At 43.0% G+C, this 20,676-nt stretch carries 20 protein-coding genes and 2 pseudogenes; 4 read left to right on the forward strand and 18 right to left on the reverse strand.

Translation table 11 applies throughout. From position 1 onward, the window contains the following. Nucleotides 1–50: 50 nt before the first annotated feature. The 5 genes and pseudogenes from DK423_RS08615 to tssI all read right to left on the reverse strand — a co-directional run bounded on the left by DK423_RS08615 (nucleotide 51) and on the right by tssI (nucleotide 7,052). Nucleotides 51–1,730 (reverse strand): hypothetical protein, encoded by a 1,680-nt coding sequence (locus DK423_RS08615; RefSeq protein ID WP_061886713.1) that lies wholly within the window; start codon nucleotides 1,728–1,730, stop codon nucleotides 51–53. Nucleotides 1,731–1,733: 3 nt separating this feature from the next. After that, nucleotides 1,734–2,717 (reverse strand): hypothetical protein, encoded by a 984-nt coding sequence (locus DK423_RS08620; protein ID WP_061886714.1) that lies wholly within the window; start codon nucleotides 2,715–2,717, stop codon nucleotides 1,734–1,736. Next, nucleotides 2,717–3,672, reverse strand: a pseudogene (locus DK423_RS08625) (hypothetical protein). Before DK423_RS08625 ends, DK423_RS08620 begins: the two are co-directional and overlap by 1 nt. 7 nt (nucleotides 3,673–3,679) lie before the next feature. Then, complete coding sequence (locus DK423_RS08630; RefSeq protein ID WP_061886716.1) at nucleotides 3,680–4,231, reverse strand: hypothetical protein; 552 nt, start codon at nucleotides 4,229–4,231, stop codon at nucleotides 3,680–3,682. Then, nucleotides 4,206–7,052 carry a type VI secretion system tip protein TssI/VgrG gene (tssI, locus tag DK423_RS11525; RefSeq protein WP_267895862.1) on the reverse strand — a complete coding sequence of 949 codons (2,847 nt, stop codon included), beginning with the start codon at nucleotides 7,050–7,052 and terminating at the stop codon, nucleotides 4,206–4,208. Before tssI ends, DK423_RS08630 begins: the two co-directional genes overlap by 26 nt. Nucleotides 7,053–7,323: 271 nt before the next feature. On the opposite strand from tssI, the gene DK423_RS08640 reads away from it, so the two are divergent. Together DK423_RS08640 and DK423_RS08645 are read left to right on the forward strand one after the other, a co-directional pair. Further along, a complete protein-coding gene (locus DK423_RS08640; RefSeq protein ID WP_005559230.1) occupies nucleotides 7,324–7,983 on the forward strand; it encodes a DNA adenine methylase in 660 nt (219 codons plus the stop codon). 15 nt (nucleotides 7,984–7,998) lie between these two features. Further along, nucleotides 7,999–8,826: an 8-oxoguanine DNA glycosylase gene (locus tag DK423_RS08645; RefSeq protein ID WP_005559233.1), complete on the forward strand. Its 828-nt coding sequence runs from the start codon at nucleotides 7,999–8,001 to the stop codon at nucleotides 8,824–8,826. Here the strand turns inward: DK423_RS08645 and DK423_RS11050 are convergent. The 8 genes and pseudogenes from DK423_RS11050 to yihA form a co-directional block, all read right to left on the reverse strand. Next, on the reverse strand, nucleotides 8,764–9,447 hold the full coding sequence (locus DK423_RS11050; RefSeq protein ID WP_005593449.1) for a nitroreductase family protein: 684 nt from the start codon (nucleotides 9,445–9,447) through the stop codon (nucleotides 8,764–8,766). The genes DK423_RS08645 and DK423_RS11050 overlap by 63 nt on opposite strands. Continuing rightward, nucleotides 9,431–10,027: a 7-cyano-7-deazaguanine synthase gene (locus DK423_RS08650; RefSeq protein WP_005559235.1), complete on the reverse strand. Its 597-nt coding sequence runs from the start codon at nucleotides 10,025–10,027 to the stop codon at nucleotides 9,431–9,433. Before DK423_RS08650 ends, DK423_RS11050 begins: the two co-directional genes overlap by 17 nt. 35 nt (nucleotides 10,028–10,062) lie before the next feature. Then, the gene (locus tag DK423_RS11395; RefSeq protein WP_325048018.1) at nucleotides 10,063–10,470 is read right to left on the reverse strand and encodes a nucleoside 2-deoxyribosyltransferase; all 408 of its coding nucleotides are present in this window, start codon (nucleotides 10,468–10,470) and stop codon (nucleotides 10,063–10,065) included. A gap of 58 nt (nucleotides 10,471–10,528) precedes the next feature. After that, entirely contained in the window at nucleotides 10,529–11,299 is a 771-nt protein-coding gene (locus DK423_RS11400) for a carbohydrate kinase family protein (protein ID WP_233428322.1), read from the reverse strand. A 9-nt stretch (nucleotides 11,300–11,308) separates the two neighbouring features. Then, nucleotides 11,309–11,659 (reverse strand): hypothetical protein, encoded by a 351-nt coding sequence (locus DK423_RS08660; RefSeq protein WP_005585358.1) that lies wholly within the window; start codon nucleotides 11,657–11,659, stop codon nucleotides 11,309–11,311. A gap of 227 nt (nucleotides 11,660–11,886) precedes the next feature. After that, nucleotides 11,887–13,635 (reverse strand): hypothetical protein, encoded by a 1,749-nt coding sequence (locus DK423_RS08665; protein ID WP_061886717.1) that lies wholly within the window; start codon nucleotides 13,633–13,635, stop codon nucleotides 11,887–11,889. Nucleotides 13,636–13,696: 61 nt separating this feature from the next. After that, nucleotides 13,697–14,116, reverse strand: a pseudogene (locus DK423_RS08670) (magnesium chelatase domain-containing protein); the annotation flags it as partial. Nucleotides 14,117–14,230: 114 nt separating this feature from the next. After that, the gene (gene yihA, locus DK423_RS08675; protein WP_005559241.1) at nucleotides 14,231–14,845 is read right to left on the reverse strand and encodes a ribosome biogenesis GTP-binding protein YihA/YsxC; all 615 of its coding nucleotides are present in this window, start codon (nucleotides 14,843–14,845) and stop codon (nucleotides 14,231–14,233) included. Between the two features lie 134 nt (nucleotides 14,846–14,979). Between yihA and DK423_RS08680 the strand changes: the two genes are divergently transcribed. After that, nucleotides 14,980–15,855 (forward strand): VirK/YbjX family protein, encoded by an 876-nt coding sequence (locus tag DK423_RS08680; RefSeq protein ID WP_061885984.1) that lies wholly within the window; start codon nucleotides 14,980–14,982, stop codon nucleotides 15,853–15,855. A 95-nt stretch (nucleotides 15,856–15,950) separates the two neighbouring features. Here the strand turns inward: DK423_RS08680 and trmL are convergent, their stop codons facing one another. The 5 genes from trmL to metN all read right to left on the reverse strand — a co-directional run bounded on the left by trmL (nucleotide 15,951) and on the right by metN (nucleotide 19,718). Next, complete coding sequence (gene trmL / locus DK423_RS08685; protein WP_005559249.1) at nucleotides 15,951–16,427, reverse strand: tRNA (uridine(34)/cytosine(34)/5-carboxymethylaminomethyluridine(34)-2'-O)-methyltransferase TrmL; 477 nt, start codon at nucleotides 16,425–16,427, stop codon at nucleotides 15,951–15,953. A 118-nt stretch (nucleotides 16,428–16,545) separates the two neighbouring features. After that, nucleotides 16,546–17,043, reverse strand: a complete 498-nt coding sequence (locus tag DK423_RS08690; protein WP_005559251.1) for a YbhB/YbcL family Raf kinase inhibitor-like protein — start codon at nucleotides 17,041–17,043, stop codon at nucleotides 16,546–16,548. Between the two features lie 105 nt (nucleotides 17,044–17,148). Next, the gene (locus DK423_RS08695) at nucleotides 17,149–17,979 is read right to left on the reverse strand and encodes a MetQ/NlpA family lipoprotein (RefSeq protein WP_005559253.1); all 831 of its coding nucleotides are present in this window, start codon (nucleotides 17,977–17,979) and stop codon (nucleotides 17,149–17,151) included. Nucleotides 17,980–18,013: 34 nt separating this feature from the next. Next, nucleotides 18,014–18,691, reverse strand: coding sequence for a methionine ABC transporter permease (locus tag DK423_RS08700; RefSeq protein ID WP_005559255.1), 678 nt, complete (start codon nucleotides 18,689–18,691; stop codon nucleotides 18,014–18,016). After that, nucleotides 18,681–19,718: a methionine ABC transporter ATP-binding protein MetN gene (gene metN, locus DK423_RS08705; protein WP_005559256.1), complete on the reverse strand. Its 1,038-nt coding sequence runs from the start codon at nucleotides 19,716–19,718 to the stop codon at nucleotides 18,681–18,683. The genes DK423_RS08700 and metN overlap by 11 nt, the downstream gene beginning before the upstream one ends. A gap of 194 nt (nucleotides 19,719–19,912) precedes the next feature. Between metN and gmhB the strand changes: the two genes are divergently transcribed. Continuing rightward, on the forward strand, nucleotides 19,913–20,470 hold the full coding sequence (gene gmhB, locus DK423_RS08710) for a D-glycero-beta-D-manno-heptose 1,7-bisphosphate 7-phosphatase (RefSeq protein ID WP_061886592.1): 558 nt from the start codon (nucleotides 19,913–19,915) through the stop codon (nucleotides 20,468–20,470). The last annotated feature ends 206 nt before the right edge of the window (nucleotides 20,471–20,676 follow it).

The following is a 20,676-nucleotide window of genomic DNA, read 5'->3' on the forward strand; positions in this document are numbered from 1 at the left end:
CCTGTTTAAATCCGGTTTAAATGGGGTTTAAAGTGCGGTTAAATTAACAGTTACGGCTCAAGTTCATCACGCACCCCGCGAAAGCTCACGTTAACCGTTGCCGTGCCATCGGCGTCGGTATGATGCACCCAGCTCACCGTGTCGCTCTCCAAGCGGGAGAGGGTCAAAAATGAAATCTTTAAAATCTCATTTTGCTTAATATTGATGGTGTCGCCGTCAAATGCCAGCCGCTCGGTGCTTGAGTCAACCACGGCGGAAGATACAATGCGACGGTAAAAAATGCGATTGTCGGTGCACTCAATGCGTACATCCTGCCGCCCCGTTTGCTTTTGCAATGCACCGGTGTAGTTGATGTAAGCAATATCTAAGGCTTTGCCCAAAATGTCGCCTACCGGCGTCACATCGGTGCTTGATGTCGCCACCCAAATCGCCCGCTGACGCCCGCGCAGGTAATAAAACAGATTGCGCAGCTTGCGTTGTTCTTCCCGCCCTGTTGTAATAAAACGATGGGCGGTGATTTGCATGGCGCGCTTGGCAGTGTCTAAGTAGTGCGGTAAGCCCGTTTTGTTATCCAGTGTTTTAATCAGTCTGGCATATTGCGCGGTGATGTCTTCCGACCAATCCGATGTCGGTTCGAGCACCGGGTGATTGCGATAAGTCGGCAAATAGCTCACATCATCAGACCAGCCGTTGTGCTCATGTAATTGCAAGCGGATTTGTGCGGTTGACACCCCATCACTTATACGGCGCACCTGCGGCATGTCGGTCAGCACCGCCGAACGGAGCGGATAAACCGTGGTTAAAGTGCGCTCATAATTGCCCACGACCGCGCGTTTGAGCTTGATTTTACTTGGTTCAACGGCGCTGATTTCGACCATTTCTCTACTGCTTCCTGTTATCAAAATCGCGCGCCCGCCGATGGCAAAATCATAGCCTGCGGCGTTAATAGCAAGCTCTGTGGCGCCCTGTTGCACATTTTGCAACAACTGCGCGCTGTCGGTAAAAATCGGCACCGACCATACGCGCGAGCCATAACCATAGAGCGCCGCTTCAAAGTGCTGGCGCTCAACATCCGATAAACTTACTTTAAACTCAAACGTACGGCGCGGCGACAGACGGCGGGCAATGCGCTGCTCTGCGGCGGTGACCGATTGATGTACCGATGTGAGCCACTCCAGATTTTCGGTCACCTCTTGCGACCAATCGGGCATAAACGACCAATCCGTTGAACGCGAGCCTATAATGCGCAGCGTAACCGCGCTTTTGCCCAAAAAATTAAAGGTAACCACGCAATCAATAGTGGGCGGGCCCTGCATGCCAACCTTAACCGTCCATTTTTTAAGCGCCAGCGGGTTAAATATGCCTGATGTCGGACCCTCTAACTTAATCCCCTCGCCGCCGACAACAGACACCGATAAAAGCTTCACCGCACTGCGGTTGGCGTTCCAAATTTGCACGTTAAAGGTCTGGTCGGTAGAGATTGCACCCAGATTTACCGTGTGCGGGATAACCACAATGCGGCGATATAAATCAAGGTAAAAATTGGGCGTGATATAACCGCCCGATTGGTGCGTAACATCCGCTTCTTGATTGCCGATAAAATGCGCGTTATAGACTTTAAACGGGGCTTTAATCCGCCATTTATCACTGCGGTAGGTGACCAGTCCGGTTTTAAATAATGCCGTACCGGCGTTAAGCTTAGTTAAAAAATAACCCTGATGCGCTGCCATCACTTACTCCACAAGCCGATAGGCGACACCATGGCGTCCGCTCGAATCCGGCAACTCTTTAACCCGCCAATCCAAATCGTTGTGATAGCCGCTCGCCGGGATAATTAACCATTTTTGAGCATTAATGGTTAAGATTGTGCGCGGGATGATGCCGTACATGTTTACATGATAACGGTCAGGTACAATGCCCAAGCGGGCGTAAGTATCATTGCGCAAATGCGCGGTGATGACGTTGGGATTCGGCATCACCACCTGCCCCAAGGTTGAGTTTGAGATGGCGGTTAGCACATCATCGGCAGTATGCCCGACAGAGCGGCCTAACATCGCACCGGTGTTAGTGCCGAAAAAATGCACGCCCGCAGTGGTATTGTCGGCTCGGTTGGCACCGCAAAAATACCACGGGCTGCGGCTTTCACCGGCTAGCGCCTCCGCTCGAAGTACGGACGAATAAATATCATAGCCCTGACCCATGCCGTAGACGCACAAATTGGAGTTATTGCGCGATTCATTTTCGCTATAAAGCCATGTGCCGTAAGCATATTCTCCGCCCTCAAAATCAATATCTTTAATTAATTGACCCAAACCAAAATGACGATACAATCGCGCTTCGCGCTCAAAAACGACGTGGATATAGTCTTCCGTTGCCATAAAATCGTAACTGACAAACGGACCGTCGCTAAAAAGATTGACCGAGGTCTCCATCTGATTTTCTGCATTGCCTTTTTGATTCGGGCTGCCGGGTTGTTCAAGAGCGCCTTTATCTTTATCAATTGCGCTGCACGGCATAATATAGATAACATCTTTACGCTCGACTCTGCCCGGCGTTGGCTGGTATTCAATTGCCCAAAATTTATGTGTTTTAAGCTGCTCCAGATAAAGCTTGTCCGCCGATTGATGCACCACCTGCCAATTAAGTGGTTTAATAAAATCGGCTAATTTTTCAAAAAGGGCTGCGATATTGCCGGCGGTGCCGGTTTGATAAGCCATTATTCGATCTCCATTGCAAAATAACTGGTAGTTGTCACCCGATAGGCGTCGTTAAACACGATAAGCTTGCGTCCATCCTTAGTTTTGATTGTATCCAATGCTAATGTACCGATGCCGGGCAGCCAGTAGATGCCATCCATTGCCCCCAACGATTCATGCCTTGCGATGATTCCGCGGTGGAGTAAAGCTCTACCTGAGTGAGCGGATAGTGATTATTAACCGCCGCCATTTTACTTAATATGTCTTTATTGGCTATTGCGTTACTGTAAATCGGGTGGATGCCTTGCTTGGTACTGTCGGCATTTTTACCGCGCGCGGAATCACTGTAGACAAAATCGCGCCAGCTTTGGTCCGGTGTCAGTAACCAGCAATTTTTGTTGCGCGCGGACGAAATAGAAGAAATATCATCATTGGCTACCGAAAAGCGGGTCAGTCCCGCCTGGGCACAGCCTGCGATACAAAGCGGATAAGGGTATTCGGTCGGCGGCACATTAGGCAAAACAAACCCGCAATAAGCGGTGCAACAAACCTTTTCGATCACGGTCAGCAGTTTAAAATGACGACCATCGGCTACCATGTGATAAGCAAAATCGCGCCCATTGGCACATAACGCCACGCCGGGCGAGCGATTAACAATCCCATTGGTAAACACCGGATTGGTTACCATTGACCGATTAAAAAAGGTGCCGCCGTAAAAGTTAATGTTGTAAGTATCCTGCGCAATGTTGTTGATGGTTTCGGCGCCAATATAAATATCTTGCCCGATGCCCGTTCCGGTGGATTTCCACGTAATTTGGCGGCGCTCGGCTTCCGTTGCGGTGGCGGGCAATGTGCGGTCAAACAACAGCGTCCATGCCTGCCCGTTTGCTGTAAGCTTAGGGTCGGTAGTTAAAAATGTGTTTAAAATATCAAGCAAATCGCGCTCATTTTTGGCGGTGCCGGTTTTATATGCCATAGTTACCTCAACTAAAATCTTGTTTTAATGTCTCTTTGTTTGCGCGAATCAAGGTTAATACCGCTTTTGCGCCGGCGTTTGTGTTAATCCCCGCGGTAAACAGCTCCGCACTGTCAACAGCCAGCGTTTGCTGGATACTAACCGGCGATGCCACCACTTGCGCACCACTGCGCCCTTCACGCAGCGATTGACTTAAGCCGGGCTCACGGTAATTTGGCAGCGGGGGCACCGATACCGGACCGCCTTGTGCAAATGAGCGCAATTGGCGGCGGTTAATGGCATGCATAAATCCCACACCGTAGTGCGCCACAGACGCCGCTTTCACTACATACTCCCCGTCCGATAAGCGGGCAGGGATAGAATCCGATGTGCCGGTGCCCGGACCGCGGATATAGCCGCCGGTTGCGGCGGTAAGCGCCCCACCCACTGCACTGCCGATGGAGCCTAAAAGGCTGCTTCCCGCACCGGTTAACTGCATAGCAAGTCGCTTAGCCTCAAGCTGGATAATTGCATTTAAAATCGTGTTGGCGAGATTAAGCAGTGCATCGCGCAGCGTCATTGTGCCCTTGGCAAGCCCGACAATAGAGCTTTGCAACCCTTCGGTTATCTAAAGAGGCGATAATAATTTCGCCTGATTCATTGTATTGAATCCAAATTTGTTCAGCCTGATGATAAATTTCTTGGCTTCCTGCGGTTAGTGCAGGAAGTAACAGTTCGCGACCTTGTTCATCAATATAAACCAAGCCGCGTGTTTGTCGTTCAATATGCTGACAGCCCGGTACTGACCAACCTTGTCCTAGCCAACCTGTGCCCATTTGGTCGGAATAATAACTACGAGACCAAACTAATGGCATTAATCCCGCAAAGGCGAAATCCACTTCATTAGTAAGTAATTTTAATCCAAGAATAGGGTTGACCGGTCGACCCACTGCGGTAGCTGCTTTACAAGGAATGGATTCGTTTGTATTGGCCGAACCATTTGCTCCGGCTCCAGCAAAAGCTCCAACTCCTCCGTTAAAGCCACTATCATCTGTGTTATTGTCAGAATTCTCAGTCTCAGCACCACTAGAATCGTTACCACCAGAAGCGCCACCACCGCCACCTCCAGAACCGCCACCAGCACCACCGCCACGAGCACCTCCGTCGCCACCGTCATCCGAAGCCGGCGCAGAATCAGCTTCAGCACTCGATGTCGCCGCCCCACCCGGATTCAAGTCAATGAGCTTACCATTAATACACACCGACTTCCCTTCCAGTTGAATATTCCCGTTCTTAAATAGGGTAAGACGTGCACCGGCGGTCTCAAATATCACATTATCCGCCTTGGATGTCATTGACACCGGACCGTTATTGGCGATTAACTGATAATCCTTGCCTACAGTAATGATTTGCGCCTCGTCAATGGTTTGGGTTTCCTCTCCCGCCACTTCTTTATAACGGGCTTTGCCGACACTAACTTTCTGTTCGCCTTTGACGGTTTCTTTGTGATTCCCGCCCACATTAGTGGCACGGTCATTGAGCACTAAGGTATTCATATCCCGCTGAGCCTGGAAGTCCAAGCGTTGTTTACCCTGCTCATCTTCCATCATCATCCCATTATAACCACCGCCCTTATAGGTCTGTGACATCAGATGCATCTGGGTTTTGTTTTGTGGTAATTTGGCCGGCAACGGCATATTCGCATGGTAGGTTCGCCCGGTGACTATCGGCTGGTCGGGGTCGCCTTCTAAAAAGTCTACCATCACCTCATGACCGACCCGAGGAATCGCCACCATCCCCCAGCCTTTACCCGCCCAAGGTTGGGTTACCCGCACCCAACAAGAACTGTGGTCATCATACTTGCCTTCCCTGTCCCATAAGAATTGTAACCGCACCCGTCCAAAGTTATCGGTATAAATCTCCTCCCCCTTCGGACCGGTCACAATAGCCGGCTGCGGTCCTTCTACCAACGGCTTGGTGCGTTGTAAGGGACGCCAGGTCTGGTGGCGTGGTAAGCATTCAAAGGCGGCGGTTAAATGGGTGCCGCGTTCACCGGCTTCCCCCTGAGCCCCCTGCGCCTGTTCGGCATGATAGTGCACCTGGCTTAATTGCCATAAGGTATTAAAGGCGGCATTAGGATGACTCTGTAAGTTAATTAAACCACCCGCCATTAACAACGGACTGTTACTCTCCCCGCGTCCGCTATGGGCATCACGACGTAAGCTCTCCAACCGATAACGGCTATATTGTTTACCCCGTCCGTCTTTAAAGCGCCCCGGAAAGTCATAATGCTCATACATGGCACGTTGCGCCTCAAGGTCTTTGGCTTCTTCCGTGAAAGTGGCTTCCCACAGAGGCTTTTTAAAGGTGTAGTCTTTTAACACCGCCTGAGACACCCGCACCCGTTCACTGTGGGCAAAGCGACTAAGCGTGTTTTCTTGTAGTTGGGCGTTTTTATTGGGGTTGTAGTTTAAGGTGATGGCTTTTTCGTTGTTTAATGTGGAGGCATCATCACTGATAACCAACCGGCTTTGTTCATCAAAGTAATAGAACAGCCCTTCTTCCGCCGCCAAGCGTTCAAAGAAGGCTAAGTCGGTTTCACGGTATTGCACACAGAACTCGCGCTCGGGGTGGGAGTCACGTAGCATAAAGCGATAGTCGGTGACTTTATTTTCATCAAGCAGGGTAGCGAGAATGGTTTGCAGGTCTTTTTGTTGGAAGATGCGGGAATTTGAACGCAGTCCCAAACGCCAAAGGGTAGGGCGCAGTTGCAAACGATAGAAGGTGTTATGAAAACCGCTGTCACCTTGTTCAAATTGGTTGACAATACCGGTGAGGCGTCTTACCTGTTCGCCATCTTGCCAGAACGTGAGATAAGCCTCATTGTCCAACACGGCGACAAAGGGAATGGCATCATTCTTACTGCTGAGTTCAAGATGTAGCGTAAAAGGCTCGCTGTAACCATCCCATAAATCAAAACCTAATACTTCAAAGCTGTCAGACGATACGCCCGCCGAGTGAAAAGTGAATTGCAGACCGCTTGGAGAACGCCCAAGTAAAGCTGATAAGGCATCCTGAACGGACGGTGTACCACCGACTTCACCGCCGATACCGACGAGTGGCGGCTTTTTGCCCCATTGTTGAACCCGTTGAATCACCTCTTTGCCAATCGCCACACCCTGTTGTACCTGAGCCACCCGTTCCTGAACCCGTGCCGCTCGTTTTGTCAGTTTCTTATCACCGGTAATTGCCGCCACCGGCTTGATTTTACCGGCAAGGGAGGCAACATCATTAAGCGTAGGAATGGAAATGCCGGAAGAGGATTTAGCTGTTTTTTCAACCGCACTTTTGGTGCTTCCTGATGAGGCAACAAGTGTTTTGGAATCCGAGCGTAATGTCATGGGGTTATCCTTATGAGGCCATTAAATTTTTGTTGGCTAGTATGATTTATATGTGAATATGAAACAAGTTTTATACTCTAAAATCTAGATTTATTTGAAGGTGGTGGTTCAAAATCCTACAACGCCGTAAAAACACATTTAATGTGATAAGCATATTTTTTCGCTTCAAACATCATTAGTGACAAATTCCCTAGCACCGAATGAGCCCCTAAATATTTGACATCATCTTCAATTATGGAGATAATTATTTTAATTGGTAGACGGAGGGAATATGACATATCCAGGTGGAAAAGGTAAATGTTTCCAAAAAATCATTAATTTAATGCCTCCGCATGACGTATATATTGAAACTCATCTTGGTAGTGGTGCAGTACTACGAAATAAAAAACCAGCACTAAAAAATATTGGAATAGATCTAGATTTTGATGTTATTCAATCATGGATTGGTTATTCTCCTGAAAATCATAAGTTTTTTAATAATGATGCATTGGCGTTTCTAACTAAGTACCTGTTTACTGGGAAAGAGTTAGTATATTGTGATCCTCCATATGTTCTTTCAACTAGAAGAAGACAAAAAATATATAAATATGAATACACTGATGAGCAGCATGGGGAGTTATTGGATTTATTATGCAAAATTCCTTGCATGGTTATGATTTCTGGATATGAAAATGAGTTATATGATGAGAAATTATCGCTTTGGAGAAAAGAAAAATTTTTTTCTAAAACTCACAATGGAGTGAGAGAGGAATGTGTGTGGCTTAATTTCCCCCCTGCTGACAAACTACATGATGCTTCTTTTTTAGGAGCTAATTTTCGAGAAAGATATACTATCAAAAAACGCCTTAATCGTTTGATTCAAAAATTTGAGTTAATGGATCCGATTGAGCGAGATTATATTTTGGAAATACTTAATAAAAAATATATCTAAAGTAGGTTTATAAAAATGAAACAAATAGCAGCTGTTTTTTCAGATAGTTCTTGTATGCAGTTATTATCCCTCCCCGCCCCAGAGAATGAGGTTCTTCCAGGTGTAGTTTGGGGGAAAATTGAACAATTTCCTTCTCCAGCCTATTGGTATTACCGAGTATTATCTAACCGAGAATTAAATAACACTCCCAAATACCGGCTGGGAGAATCATTTATTGAAGAAGTATGCGCTTGTCTTTTAGGTGGGTATGGTATACCTGCATATGTTGGTTTGGCTGCGTTTCACTACCTCAAATCTCAGAATGTATTTTCTGATATGCCAACAGATAAAGAAGTTATTTTTAACTTGCTGTCTAAACCATTACAAATTAATGGAAAAAAAGTTAAATATCGTTTTGCAAAACAAAAATCATATTATCTCGCTGAAGCTCTAAAATTTCTGAAAGAAACCAACCCACCATTTGGTAATGGTAAACAATTAAGAAATTGGTTATTACAAATACAAGGAATTGGTTATAAAACGGCGTCTTGGATAGCAAGAAATTGGCTTGATGCTGATGATGTTGCTATCTTAGATGTCCATATATTAAGAGCGGGAAGGGTAGCGAAGTTTTTTGATACTAATTTAACAGTTGAAAAAAATTATTTAAAGTTAGAGGAGCAGTTTTTAGAATTTGCCCAAGCACTTGGGGTGCGTACTTCAGAATTGGATGCTACTATTTGGTATGATATGATGCTGACAACAAATATATTTAGAAAAAGAAAGAGTACTCAGGCACTATCATGGGACAGTATTTCTACCGAAAATAGCAACTCCCACTCCAAACAAATTAGATTGTTCTGATAGTTTGCTTACCCATGGCTCGCCAGTAATTCCTAAGGGGCAGAATGACATGTTTAGGTATGTAGCAGCCATATGTAATCCACATAGTAGGATGCCTGAATCTCTCCAGATTAGACTATCTGGGTTGTCATATTTCGCAGCTGTTTTCCCGTATTCAGCTCCCAGTAATACTATTGTTCCATCTTGAACATCCACTATGGTATTTACCTCGTTTCTTATCGTATTTATATTAATTTCTGATTGAACAGCATTCAGGGTAAAGCTAAAAGGGTCAAATCTTAACAAATTTTTGTGAAGATGCGATATTAAGAAGATATGAATAGGATGTATCGCTCCTGCTGATGGAATAGGCCTTTTGGATAATAAAAAACCATATTCACTGTTAGATAAAGATTTCACGATATTGGTTAGGTATAAAATATTAGCAATATCTCTAAGTTGTATCTCTGAAAAAGTATAATTAGAACATCTACTAAGAATTACTTGTTGAAAGTCAATTTTTTCTTCAATTTGCACATATTGATAGAGTGAATATGCAGTTTCCTCATCCCAAGTAATTGGCATATACGGGATAATGCTTTTTTTGGGAGTGGGTATGCCTAAATCAGTCCATTTTTTCATAAATATGACTCCATACCTCAAAATATTTATTACATCCTCTACACTTACCGCAAGCTATATTAGACTTATGACAGCTATGTGCCCATGAGAGAAATGATTTCGGGACCCCCGATGTTATTATTAATTCCTCCGTTGTCAAATGAATGGCTGGAGCTTTTATTCTTATGTATCCTTCTTGCATACTTACAAGATGATCCATTGCATCTATAAATTTGGGACTACCATCAATGTGGTAACTATCAGATTTCACACTACCTATCCATAACTCATCTATATTTAATGAGATGGCCTTCATCGCTGCTAATGTTATTAACATCTGATTCCTATATGGCCACCAATCGGTAGACGGAGCATTTACATTTTGCTGTATCCCTAATAAATCTCCTGAACCTAGAGCAGAGAGATCAACATTAATAATATGGTGCTCAATTTTTAATTCTTCACATATTTTCTTTGATACGGCTATTTCTGTTTTTGCTGCACGTTGCCCATAATCTATTGTGAACGCTACATTTGGCCTTTTCCACCAAGCTAGACTAAGGGAGTCCATTCCTCCGGATAATAAGATCGCGGACTTCATTTTATTTTTCCTTAGAAATTAGTTAATCTTTTTTACTATAATTTTTGGCTTTCCCATAGGGTGCGGTAAATAGCACTTACATAGTCTTTAATAACTATACAATCTGTCCCTTCCATCATCTTTAAGTCTTCTGATTTTTCATTTTCATTATAGACAATAACAGGTTTATTCTTTGCTGTAGCGTATCCTATTTCAAAAATAGTCCCAGAATCTTTTCCATCAAAGATGGCAAATATAATATCTGAATTATTTATTCCATCTATATCTTTAGGTACGACCATTATAGCATCTCCAGTTCCAATTTCATGATATGGTGAAAATACTATCAGTCCCATCTCACTCAATAACCTTCTAGTTTCATTAATAAGCCATATCTGTGAAAGAGTAAAAAAAGGACCAGTTAAATATACAGTTACTTTTTTCTCAGAATGTCTATGTGTTATGGGTTGTACTCGATTTTTCCAGTTAGTAAATTCCTCAAAGCTTGGATATCCTCTTGTTTCATGTAGCTTTAGAAGCTAACTCTGCAGCTTCAGTAGGTGTTTTCCCTTCATATATCCATTGATATGCAAAATGGGCAGAGAAACAATCACCAGAACCGATTTTCCATACGTTTTTTGTAAAATAACAAGGAACACTATCCTTCTTAATATATCTATCATTTAGTTTTTGATAAATATTAACTCCTCTAACTCCTTGCTTGATTATGACTACTTTAGCCTTGTTTTTAATTAATTCATAAGCAATTTCATCTAGGGATAAATTTCTATTTTTTATTAATTTATATGCCTCATTTGTATTTAAAACAATAGCAAGTTCGTTTGCAGTTGAACCATTTTCAGAGAAGTCCTTGGGAGAAATCGGATTTTGAGGGTCATAAACAACTTTGTTCCCAGAAATAGTAGGATTACCTTCAAGCATTCCAAATACAAGAATATTGTCTTCTATAATTTCATTTTGTTGAGCAAATTCAGTTGTTATTGCGCTAATTTGAGGAGTGGATAGCCCGTGTAAATAGTGAAATTTTATCGGGCGATAACTTTCTTTTAAAGAAGAGCATATTTCGAAGGAAGTTTTATAGATTCCAGCTCTCGCTTGTAAAATGTTAGCACTATCTTTATTTAAACAAGAATATAGCTTTGTAGCACAGCCTAGGGACTGTAAGACTGATAGAGCCCTTCCTCCAGAACCGTATAATTCATCCCAATGTGGCCAAGCGCACCGCTCAATATATACACCACCAATAACAGTAATACATTTATTATTTGACATAATTAAGACTCAGATATGTTTGATAGATACTTGAACTTGTCCTTCAATAATACTTTCTACAATAGCTATATATTTATGACCGTTCTCCATGCAAGTGAGGAGTTGTGGAAGTACAATCCCTCCCGCTCTATCATCATTTTTGTATGCTTCAATAGATGTAAATCCTTCTTGTTTGTTTATCTGTAAAGTTAAACGATCTCCAATAAGTAAGCTTTCTATAGTTTTGGGTTGTGGTGATATTAATTGAGTGCTTTTTTGTAGTAATTCACATGATGACGCACTATTACCTCCTTCAAAGCCTCCTATACCATTATTAAAGATCGGGTTATTTGAAAAATCACTATTACCGCTGCCAGACATATGTATTCTCCCTGTAAGATAATTATTTAAAATATTTGTACTACTAGACTTTATTTATTTTTATTGATAGTAAATATCAACCTTAAAATATTGTGATGTGAATCACATTTTAAATTGATTTTCACTTCTCCAACATTATGGAATAATCCTATTTTCTTTCTTTTTTAGCCAAAATATAAAATGGTTAAAAAGATAACGTAAGATTTTTTATTCATTACTCTCTTGTATTAGAGCAATTTAATGATACCGTTCCAAACCCAATTATTATTTGTCTTTTTAGCCTCCTTATGTCTAAATAACGACATTTTCCCGTCTTTAGAATCAACGTAATCGCTATTTACGCCCCCGCTTGATACGATTTCAATAAATAACTTAAATAGATTATCATTTCGGCTATAAACGTCACCTTCGCTTGACAAGAATTGTTGAATATTTTGAGTTTCGTAAACAACACTACTAAAACCTGAGTTCTCTTTTTCATTTCGAGCAGGGAAACTTAGTACAAAAAATGTTCTTTGTTGCACATCTACTCGCAATATTAACGCTGCGGCTGGATAGTATTGTTCCAGAGAATCAAGGATTTCGTCTAATGAAACTAACGTAAACTTATCGCTTTCGTTAAACCCTAGTTTAGGTGTGTACCAATAGACCTTCGCACCTTGTTCGTTGCGTAGGCGTTTAGCGTGTTCCCAAACGGTATTGAGGCGTGATTTACCTTCAATTTCTTGATTACTAGGAATATCATAGAAGCAGTTAGCCATACCTGTATTACCTGTTTTCCCTTGTTTCTCACCTACACCGTAATTTTCTGGTTCATCATAATTTAAGAATTTAACTTTGCCACCTTTTTCAGCTTCTTGAACAAGCTGAATACGGTTAATTGTTCGCTCTTCACCAAGTAATTTCAGATGTTCAATAACATCAGCCGTTACAAGGTTATTCACGTTATCTAATGCAATATCGGGCTTTTCAAGTTCATGTTCTCGCTCTTGTTTTCGCGTTCTGTATTGAGGTTCTCCGTCTTTTTGTCCTTTACCACCTTTATTTGTTTTTATTGCAGAATGGTAATAAAGGTTAATTGGCTCGCCTTGTGGTTGGCTAATCCCTGTAATTTGGCAGCAAAGCACTGAATTTCCTAACTCAATACCATAGAATGAAAGCATGATTGGTTTGTCGTGCCAGCAAGGAATGAGGTAATTCGGTTTTTCTTTACCTTTGGAAAGAATAACGTCAGCCATTACACTTTTCACCACCTTTTTCGTATAAGCATCATATTTCAAGTGATAAAGAAATACCGCATCTTTCGTGGAAAGGTTATTTGGTACGAATACACCCTTTTCTTTGAAAAACTCATTCAGACGTAACTTCTTCTCAACCTTGCTCCAGTTATCCGTAATCAATATACGTTTTAACTCGCTAGAATAGCCGTAGTGAGCCATAAAGAAATGTAGTGGATGAACGATATAAGACTTACTATCACCTTCAGGCTTAATAACAAGTAACCGATTTCCGTCCCCTTTAAATGTTCTCAAATAAGACGAATGAACATATTTATCCGCTTCAAATGGATGTGGTGATTCCTTATCCGTCCAAAGCGCCTTATAAGCCAATCCTTTGCTCTTTGAAAAGGTAACTTTAAACTCTTTAAGTTTGAACTTACATTCTGATTCACCGTTTTTCCAGATGCTGCCGAATGGAACTTTATGCAGGTAATTGATAGGCAAAGCAATCCGAAAGAAACTTTGACATTCTTCACCTGTTTTCTTGTTTATATAGGTAGGATTGGTTAAATTGATAAAAGTGACTTCAACGAGTGTTTTAGATTTATCTAGAGAAAGACGATTTTCATACCAAGTGGCAACATACTCATGCTCTTTATTGTAAAAACCGCGAAGAGGTTTTTCAAAATACTTTTCTAAATTAAGCGAACAACGCCAGCGAACTTTCTCTAATTTATTTTCGTTGAAATATGACATAATCCACTTCCTTTTCAGCCACTTAAATAGGTAAGTAGATTATAAATGATTTGGGTTATAAGGCGACAATTATTTGTATCGTTTGACAGTTATTTGTAATTTTAACAGCGGGAATGACGCCTTGCACTGCGCGTAATTGCCCGGTGAGGGCGAGCTCGCCGATAAATTCAAATTGTTTCAGTTTTTCTGCATCAATATAACCGGAAGCGGCAAGCATACCGATGGCTATGGGCAAATCGAAGCGTCCGCCTTCTTTGGGTAAATCGGCGGGGGCGAGGTTGACGGTAACGCGTTTGGCGGGGTATCTGAATTCGGCGTTGAGTAAGGCGCTACGCACCCGATCTTGGGCTTCTTTGACGGTTTTTTCCGGCAAGCCGACGAGGGTGAAACCGGGTTTACCGTTACTTAAATGCACTTCAATGGTGACCAACGGCGCCTGAACGCCCATGGATGCGCGGCTGTAAACGATGGCTAAAGACATGTTTGGCTCCGTAATACTGAACAGGGAATACGGAGCGACAACATAAAAAAAGTGCGAAAGGAAAGAAATTCATACCGCACTTTTTTGCGATCGGGATCGCAGAAATCATCTTTTTTAGGCAAAAACCGGCGCAAACCACCCGTCTAATGTTGCCGCCAGGCGATCGATACCGGTGCGTTTTAACGCAGAAAAGGCTTCTACCTGAATGTCGCCTTGGAACGGTAAAATCGCTTCACGCACCATTTTTACCTGTTTGCTGCGTTCACTTTGGCTTAATTTATCCGCTTTGGTTAACAGCAATAACACCGGCAGTTGGGACGCCACCGCCCATTCAATCATTTGCTGATCCACATCTTTAAGCGGATGACGAATATCCATCAAAATGACAATACCGGCAAGGCATTCGCGTTTCTGTAAGTACTCGCCCAGTACCTGCTGCCATTGCAATTTCATTTGCTCCGGTACGGCGGCATAACCATAGCCCGGCAAATCCACCAATTTACATTGCGGTTCCACTTCAAATAAATTAATTAGCTGGGTGCGCCCCGGCGTTTTAGAGGTGCGGGCAAGGTTTTTTTGATTGGTTAAGGCGTTCAGCGCCGTGGATTTCCCTGCGTTGGAGCGACCGGCAAAGGCGATTTCAATGCCGGTGTCTTCCGGCAAACTTTTCAGATTAGGCGAGCTGGTTAGAAAATGGGTTTTGTGATAATTCAGTTTAATATCCGACATGGTTTTCTCGTGTTCAACAATGATAATTTGGCGGCTAGCATACTTTATCGACACGAAAAAAACGATAAAAAAATGCAAAAAAGAAGGGATTATGCGAAAATACGCGCCAATTTTTTATTCTGTAAAAACTACACATGACCGAACAACGTCCTTATCAATGGCCTGATCCGCTTTTGTTATATCCGGATCAAGGTAAAAAATCTTATCGTATGAAGCGTTTTCGCTATTATTTACGTTCTCTGTTACATTGGCAAGCCATTAAAAAATTTGAGCGTTTTGTAAACCAAAATCCGTTGTTGGTGACGTTGCTTAATGCGCGCCCGAGTTTCAGCTATCCCTTGGTTCATCGCTTTTTGGATAAGCGTTTTAACACGCAACAACGTTTTGAAGAAATGTGCGATAACCTGACATTTTTACCGGAAAAACTGACCGCACTTCACTTATCTCCTTTATGGCAACAGCCGATTTGTTTCGGCGAAGTGATTGCCGATTTTGAATTATATTTAACGATAAACGATTATCAGGCGATGGAAGGTTATTGGGCGTTGGAGTTACGCTATAAGCCGACACAGGAATTGATTTATTTGCTGACCTTCGGGCGGGTGCAAAAAGCCTTGTTGATTGCCGTAATTCAAGGTCCGAACTTTGACGGCTCGAAGGAAATGGTGAAATCGCTGACGAAAAAATGCCACGGTTTACGCCCTGCCTATTTGATGGTGGAAGCCATGAAAGCCCTTACCCATGTTCTGGGCTATACCGCGTTGTGGGGGATTCCGCATAAATATCAAAACAAATCCCGCATCGTGCAAAGTAAGCGTTATGTGGTGGATTATGATGCGATTTTCGCCGAATCTGCAGGAACGTTAAAAGATTATTGGGAACTGCCATTGCATTTTGAAACCAAGAAGATGGACGATATTCCGAGTAACAAACGCTCGATGTATCGCAAGCGTTACGCCATGTTGGCACAATTGCAGGAAAATATGGCGGAAGCACTGAAAGCGCGGTAGATATTTGAGTTAAAAAACATCGTGAAAAAATACCGCACTTTTAAAGATATTTAAGCCCATCACAGGATGGGCTTTTTGTTGCCGGTTTAAATGTGTTATTGGTTGATATTCACCGCGCCTTCATAACCCAGCTGGCGCCAGGCTTCATATACGGTGACGGCAACGGAGTTGGAAAGATTCATGCTACGGCTATTAGCCGTCATGGGAATGCGGATTTTTTGTTCCGGCGGCATCGTATTTAAAATGGCCATCGGAATGCCGCGGGTTTCGGGACCGAACATTAAATAATCCCCCAATGCGAATTTCACTTCGCTGTGTGCCGGCGTGCCTTTGGTGGTGAGTGCAAACAGGCGTTTGGGCTGTTCGCTTTGCAAAAATGCTTCAAACGTTTTGTGCTTTTTGATTTCCGCGAATTCGTGGTAATCCAAGCCGGAGCGGCGTAATTTCTTGTCGTCCCAGGTGAATCCCAAGGGCTCGATTAAATGTAACCGAAATCCGGTGTTGGCGCATAAGCGAATGATATTTCCTGTGTTCTGCGGAATTTCCGGTTCGTATAAAACAATATCTAACATGATGTTCTCGGTGGAATAAAAATAAGCGGTTCATTATAAGCATAAACCTTGCCGGCTAAAAGCGCCCATAAAAAATCCTCGGCACGACGCGAGGATTTGATGGACGATTTTGGGCGGATTAAACGTTATACCAGCCCACTAAATAGGCTTCTGCCAGAATATGCCCTTGCATGGCGTAATGTAAGTCATTGAAGCGAAAGCCTTGTGGCAGGTTCAGTTTAGTATCCAACGCATACACATACAGTTCATAACGATGATTGGAATTTGGTGGCGCCATGCCGCCGTAGGCGGAGGCTTCTTTGATGTCGAATTTGCCTAGCGCGCTTGCCCAGCTGTTTGCACCCTGCACAAAATCCGTGGCGGTTTGGCTTTCATTTTCCTGCACGGAAGTGCGTGCTAAATCGGCAATCAACCAGTGGATCCAGACAAAACCTGAAGCCGTGATGGCATCTTTGTCTTCCAGCACCACGGCGAAGGATTTCGTGCCGGCGGGCGCGTCGGTGATTTCAAAGGGAATGGAGTAGGTGGGCATACCGTTTGGGCTGAACTGATTGCCCCGTTTGCCGTATTGGTCGGCAAAATGCCCGTTTTCAATAGCTGAACTGGTGACTTTCATCTTAATTTTCTCCTTAAAAAACACTCAAAAGAATAACCGCACTTTTTGCCCTTGGGAGCTGAAAAGTGCGGTCATATTTTACGGTGTTTTTCGCGGGGCTTCAAATTACCAGCCTTTTACCACGCCGTCTTTAAAGTGTTTTTTCGCTTCTTGTTCCACTTCCGGGGTTTGGTAGGCTTTCACGAAATCCTGTACGGCTCTGCTGTCTTTGTTATCGGTCCGTGCCACGATAATATTTACATACGGCGAATCTTTATCTTCCACAAATACGCCATGATCTTGCGCATTTAAACCTACTTGACCGGCGTAGTTGTTATTCACCACCGCCAAGTCAACGTCATCTAACGCACGCGCCGCAACGGAGGTATCCACTTCTTTGATTTGTAAATTTTTCGGGTTTTCAACGATATCTATAGAAGTGGAGAACAGGTTGGTTGGATCTTTTAATTTAATTAATCCTTGTTTTTCCAACAGAATCAACGCACGGGCAAGATTACTCGGATCATTTGGTACTGCAACTACAGCACCGTCTTGTAAATCATTTACGTTTTTGATTTTTTTTGAATAACCGGCTAACGGGTAAACGAAGGTATTACCCACGATCAGTAAGTTGTTCAATCCTTTCGCTTGGGAATCCTTGTCTAAATACGGTTTGTGTTGCATTGCGTTAACGTCTAAATCGCCTTTAGATACCGCAGTGTTTGGCAAGGCGTAGTCATTGAATAAAACATATTCTACGTCTAAGTTATATTTTTCTTTTGCCACTTTCGCCGCGATTTCAGCCACTTGGTGCTCCGGTCCTGCCATCACGCCCACTTTGATTTTTGCCGGGGCTTCTGCTGCCGGTGCGGCTTCCGTTTTTTTCTCTTCATTGCAAGCCGTTAAGGCGAATACGAAGGCTAATGTTGCTACGCCTAATAATTTTTTCAAATTCATAAAAGATCCCCTTTTTATGTCAGTGTGAAGTTGATTAACGATGATCGACACGTTTTGCCAAGTCATCGCCAAGTTTTTGTGAAATCATGACGAATACCACGATAATAATGGTGGCAACCCATTTTACATAGGCCATATTGCGATATTCACCGTAGTTAATGGCAAGGCTGCCCAAGCCACCGCCGCCGACGATACCTGCCATGGCGGAATAGCCCACAAGGGTGACCAGTGTCAGGGTGATGCCGTTAATGAGTGTTGGCAAAGCTTCCGGCAAATAGAATTTACGGATGATCTGCCAATTGGTGGCGCCCATGGCTTTTGCCGCTTCCGTTAAGCCTTTCGGGATTTCAACCAGGGCGTTGGCGGTTAAACGCGCTACAAACGGCATGGCACAAATACTCAGTGGAATAATGGCAGCAGTGGTGCCGAGGGTGGTGTTCAACACAAAACGGGTAAACGGCAACAAAATAATTAACAGAATAATGAACGGAATTGAACGTCCGATATTAATCACGATGTTGAGTATCAGATTTAAGCGGGAATTTTGTAAAATTTCGCCTTTGCCGGTCAGGAATGTCAGCACGCCGAAGGGTAAACCGACGAGCACCGCCAGAAACGTGGAGGCAAAGCTGATATACACGGTTTCATAAGTGGAAACCCACACCGCGTGCCACATTTGGGGCGTAAGTTGCGTTAAAAAATCATTCCACATAGCCGAGCACCTCAACGCGTACGTTATTTTCCATTAAATAGATTTTTGCTTGGGTAATGGCGTCTTCATCACCTTCTACTTCTGCGACGGTAAAACCGAACTTTACACCGCCGGCATATTCAATTTGTGATGTTAAAATGCTTAATTCCACCCCGAATTTTTTCGAGGTCTGCGATAACAAAGGCGCATCTACGGAGCGACCGGTGAATTCAAATTTAATAATCGGGTAGGATTTGGCGTGTTTTGGCGTTTGTAACAGATTATCTAAATATTCGTCAGGCAAATTGACGTTGAAGGTCGAACGAATAAATTGTTGTGCCAGCTCGGTTTTCGGATTAGAGAAAATATCGCTGACGGAGCCTTGTTCCACTAATTTACCTTGATCGATAATCGCCACCGAATCGCAAATGCGTTTGACCACATCCATTTCGTGCGTGATTAACAGGATTGTGATGCCTAAAGTGCGGTTGATTTCTTTTAATAATTTTAAAATGGATTGTGTAGTTGCCGGATCCAGTGCGCTGGTGGCTTCGTCGCACAATAACACTTTAGGATTGCTTGCAAGTGCACGGGCAATGGCAACGCGTTGCTTTTGGCCGCCGGACAAATTCGATGGATAAACATTTTTTTTATCACTTAAGCCGACTAAAGAAAGTAATTTGTTGACTTTGCTTTCAATGTTTTCTTTTGGCGTATTTTCCAATTCTAAAGGCAGAGCGACATTGCCGAAAACGGTACGGCAGCTTAATAAATTAAAATGCTGAAAGATCATGCCGATATTACGGCGTTCTAATACGAGTTCCGCGTCACTGAGTTGGGTGAGATCGTTGCCGTCAATGATCACGGCTCCTATGGTCGGTTTTTCTAACAGGTTAACGCAACGAATCAGGGTGCTTTTGCCGGCACCGGATGCACCGATAACGCCACAGATATATCCTTTCGGAATATCTAAAGAAACGTTATCAAGTGCGGTCAGTTTTTTGCCTGAAACGTCGAAAATTTTACTGACATTCTTTAGCTTAATCATATAAGCCCTTTTGGTGTTTAATTTTTTATCGAAAGGAGTTTTGTATTCTAGACGTCTAGAATGCTATGTCAATATTTATCAGCTATATTCTTATAATTATTTTTTTCCATTTAGAACAAAATGGCAGAAGGTTTGCACGGCATGAAAATAAAGCAGATAATCAGCAAAATAATTTATAGACAGGATGAATAAAAATGAAAAAAGCGGTTTTTTTAGATCGTGACGGTACGTTAAATATTGACTATGGTTATGTGCACGAAATTGATCATTTTCATTTTATTGACGGCAGTATTGAAGCATTAAAAAAATTAAAAGACATGGGTTACTTGTTGGTGTTGGTCACAAACCAATCGGGAATTGGCCGAGGCTATTTTACGGAGCAACAATTTTTACAACTGACGGAGTGGATGGATTGGTCGTTGGCTGATCGTGGTGTCGATTTAGATGGCATTTATTATTGCCCGCACCACCCTGAGGCAAAAATTGCTGAATTTAAGCAAGTTTGTGATTGCCGTAAACCGAAATCAGGGATGTTATTACAAGGGATTAAAGAACTGGAAATTGATCCGGAACGATCCATTATGATCGGCGATAAAATAGAAGATCTTTGGGCGGGAAAAGGCGCGAAAATCGGCACAAATATTTTAGTGCGAACCGGCAAAGACATTACGCCGGAAGGGGAGAGGGAAGCCGATTATGTGCTTGATTCTATCGCCGAACTGCCCGGGTTAATTTCTGCACAAAAGATCTAAAAAATAACCATTCAAAAAGATTTTTACAAAAAAATCGCAAAAAGGGGTTGCAAGGCGGGCATAAAAGCCTATAATACGCCGGCACAACGACGCGCCGTTGTAGTTTTTTATAGACAGCGCGTCGTTTTTTGTTCTTTAACAATCAATCAGACAAACTGTGTGGGCACTTAGAGATTCGTTTTAGATTTAGATATTTAAAAATAGGA

This window comes from Aggregatibacter actinomycetemcomitans (genome assembly GCF_003130205.1).
Lineage (GTDB): Bacteria > Pseudomonadota > Gammaproteobacteria > Enterobacterales > Pasteurellaceae > Aggregatibacter > Aggregatibacter actinomycetemcomitans_A.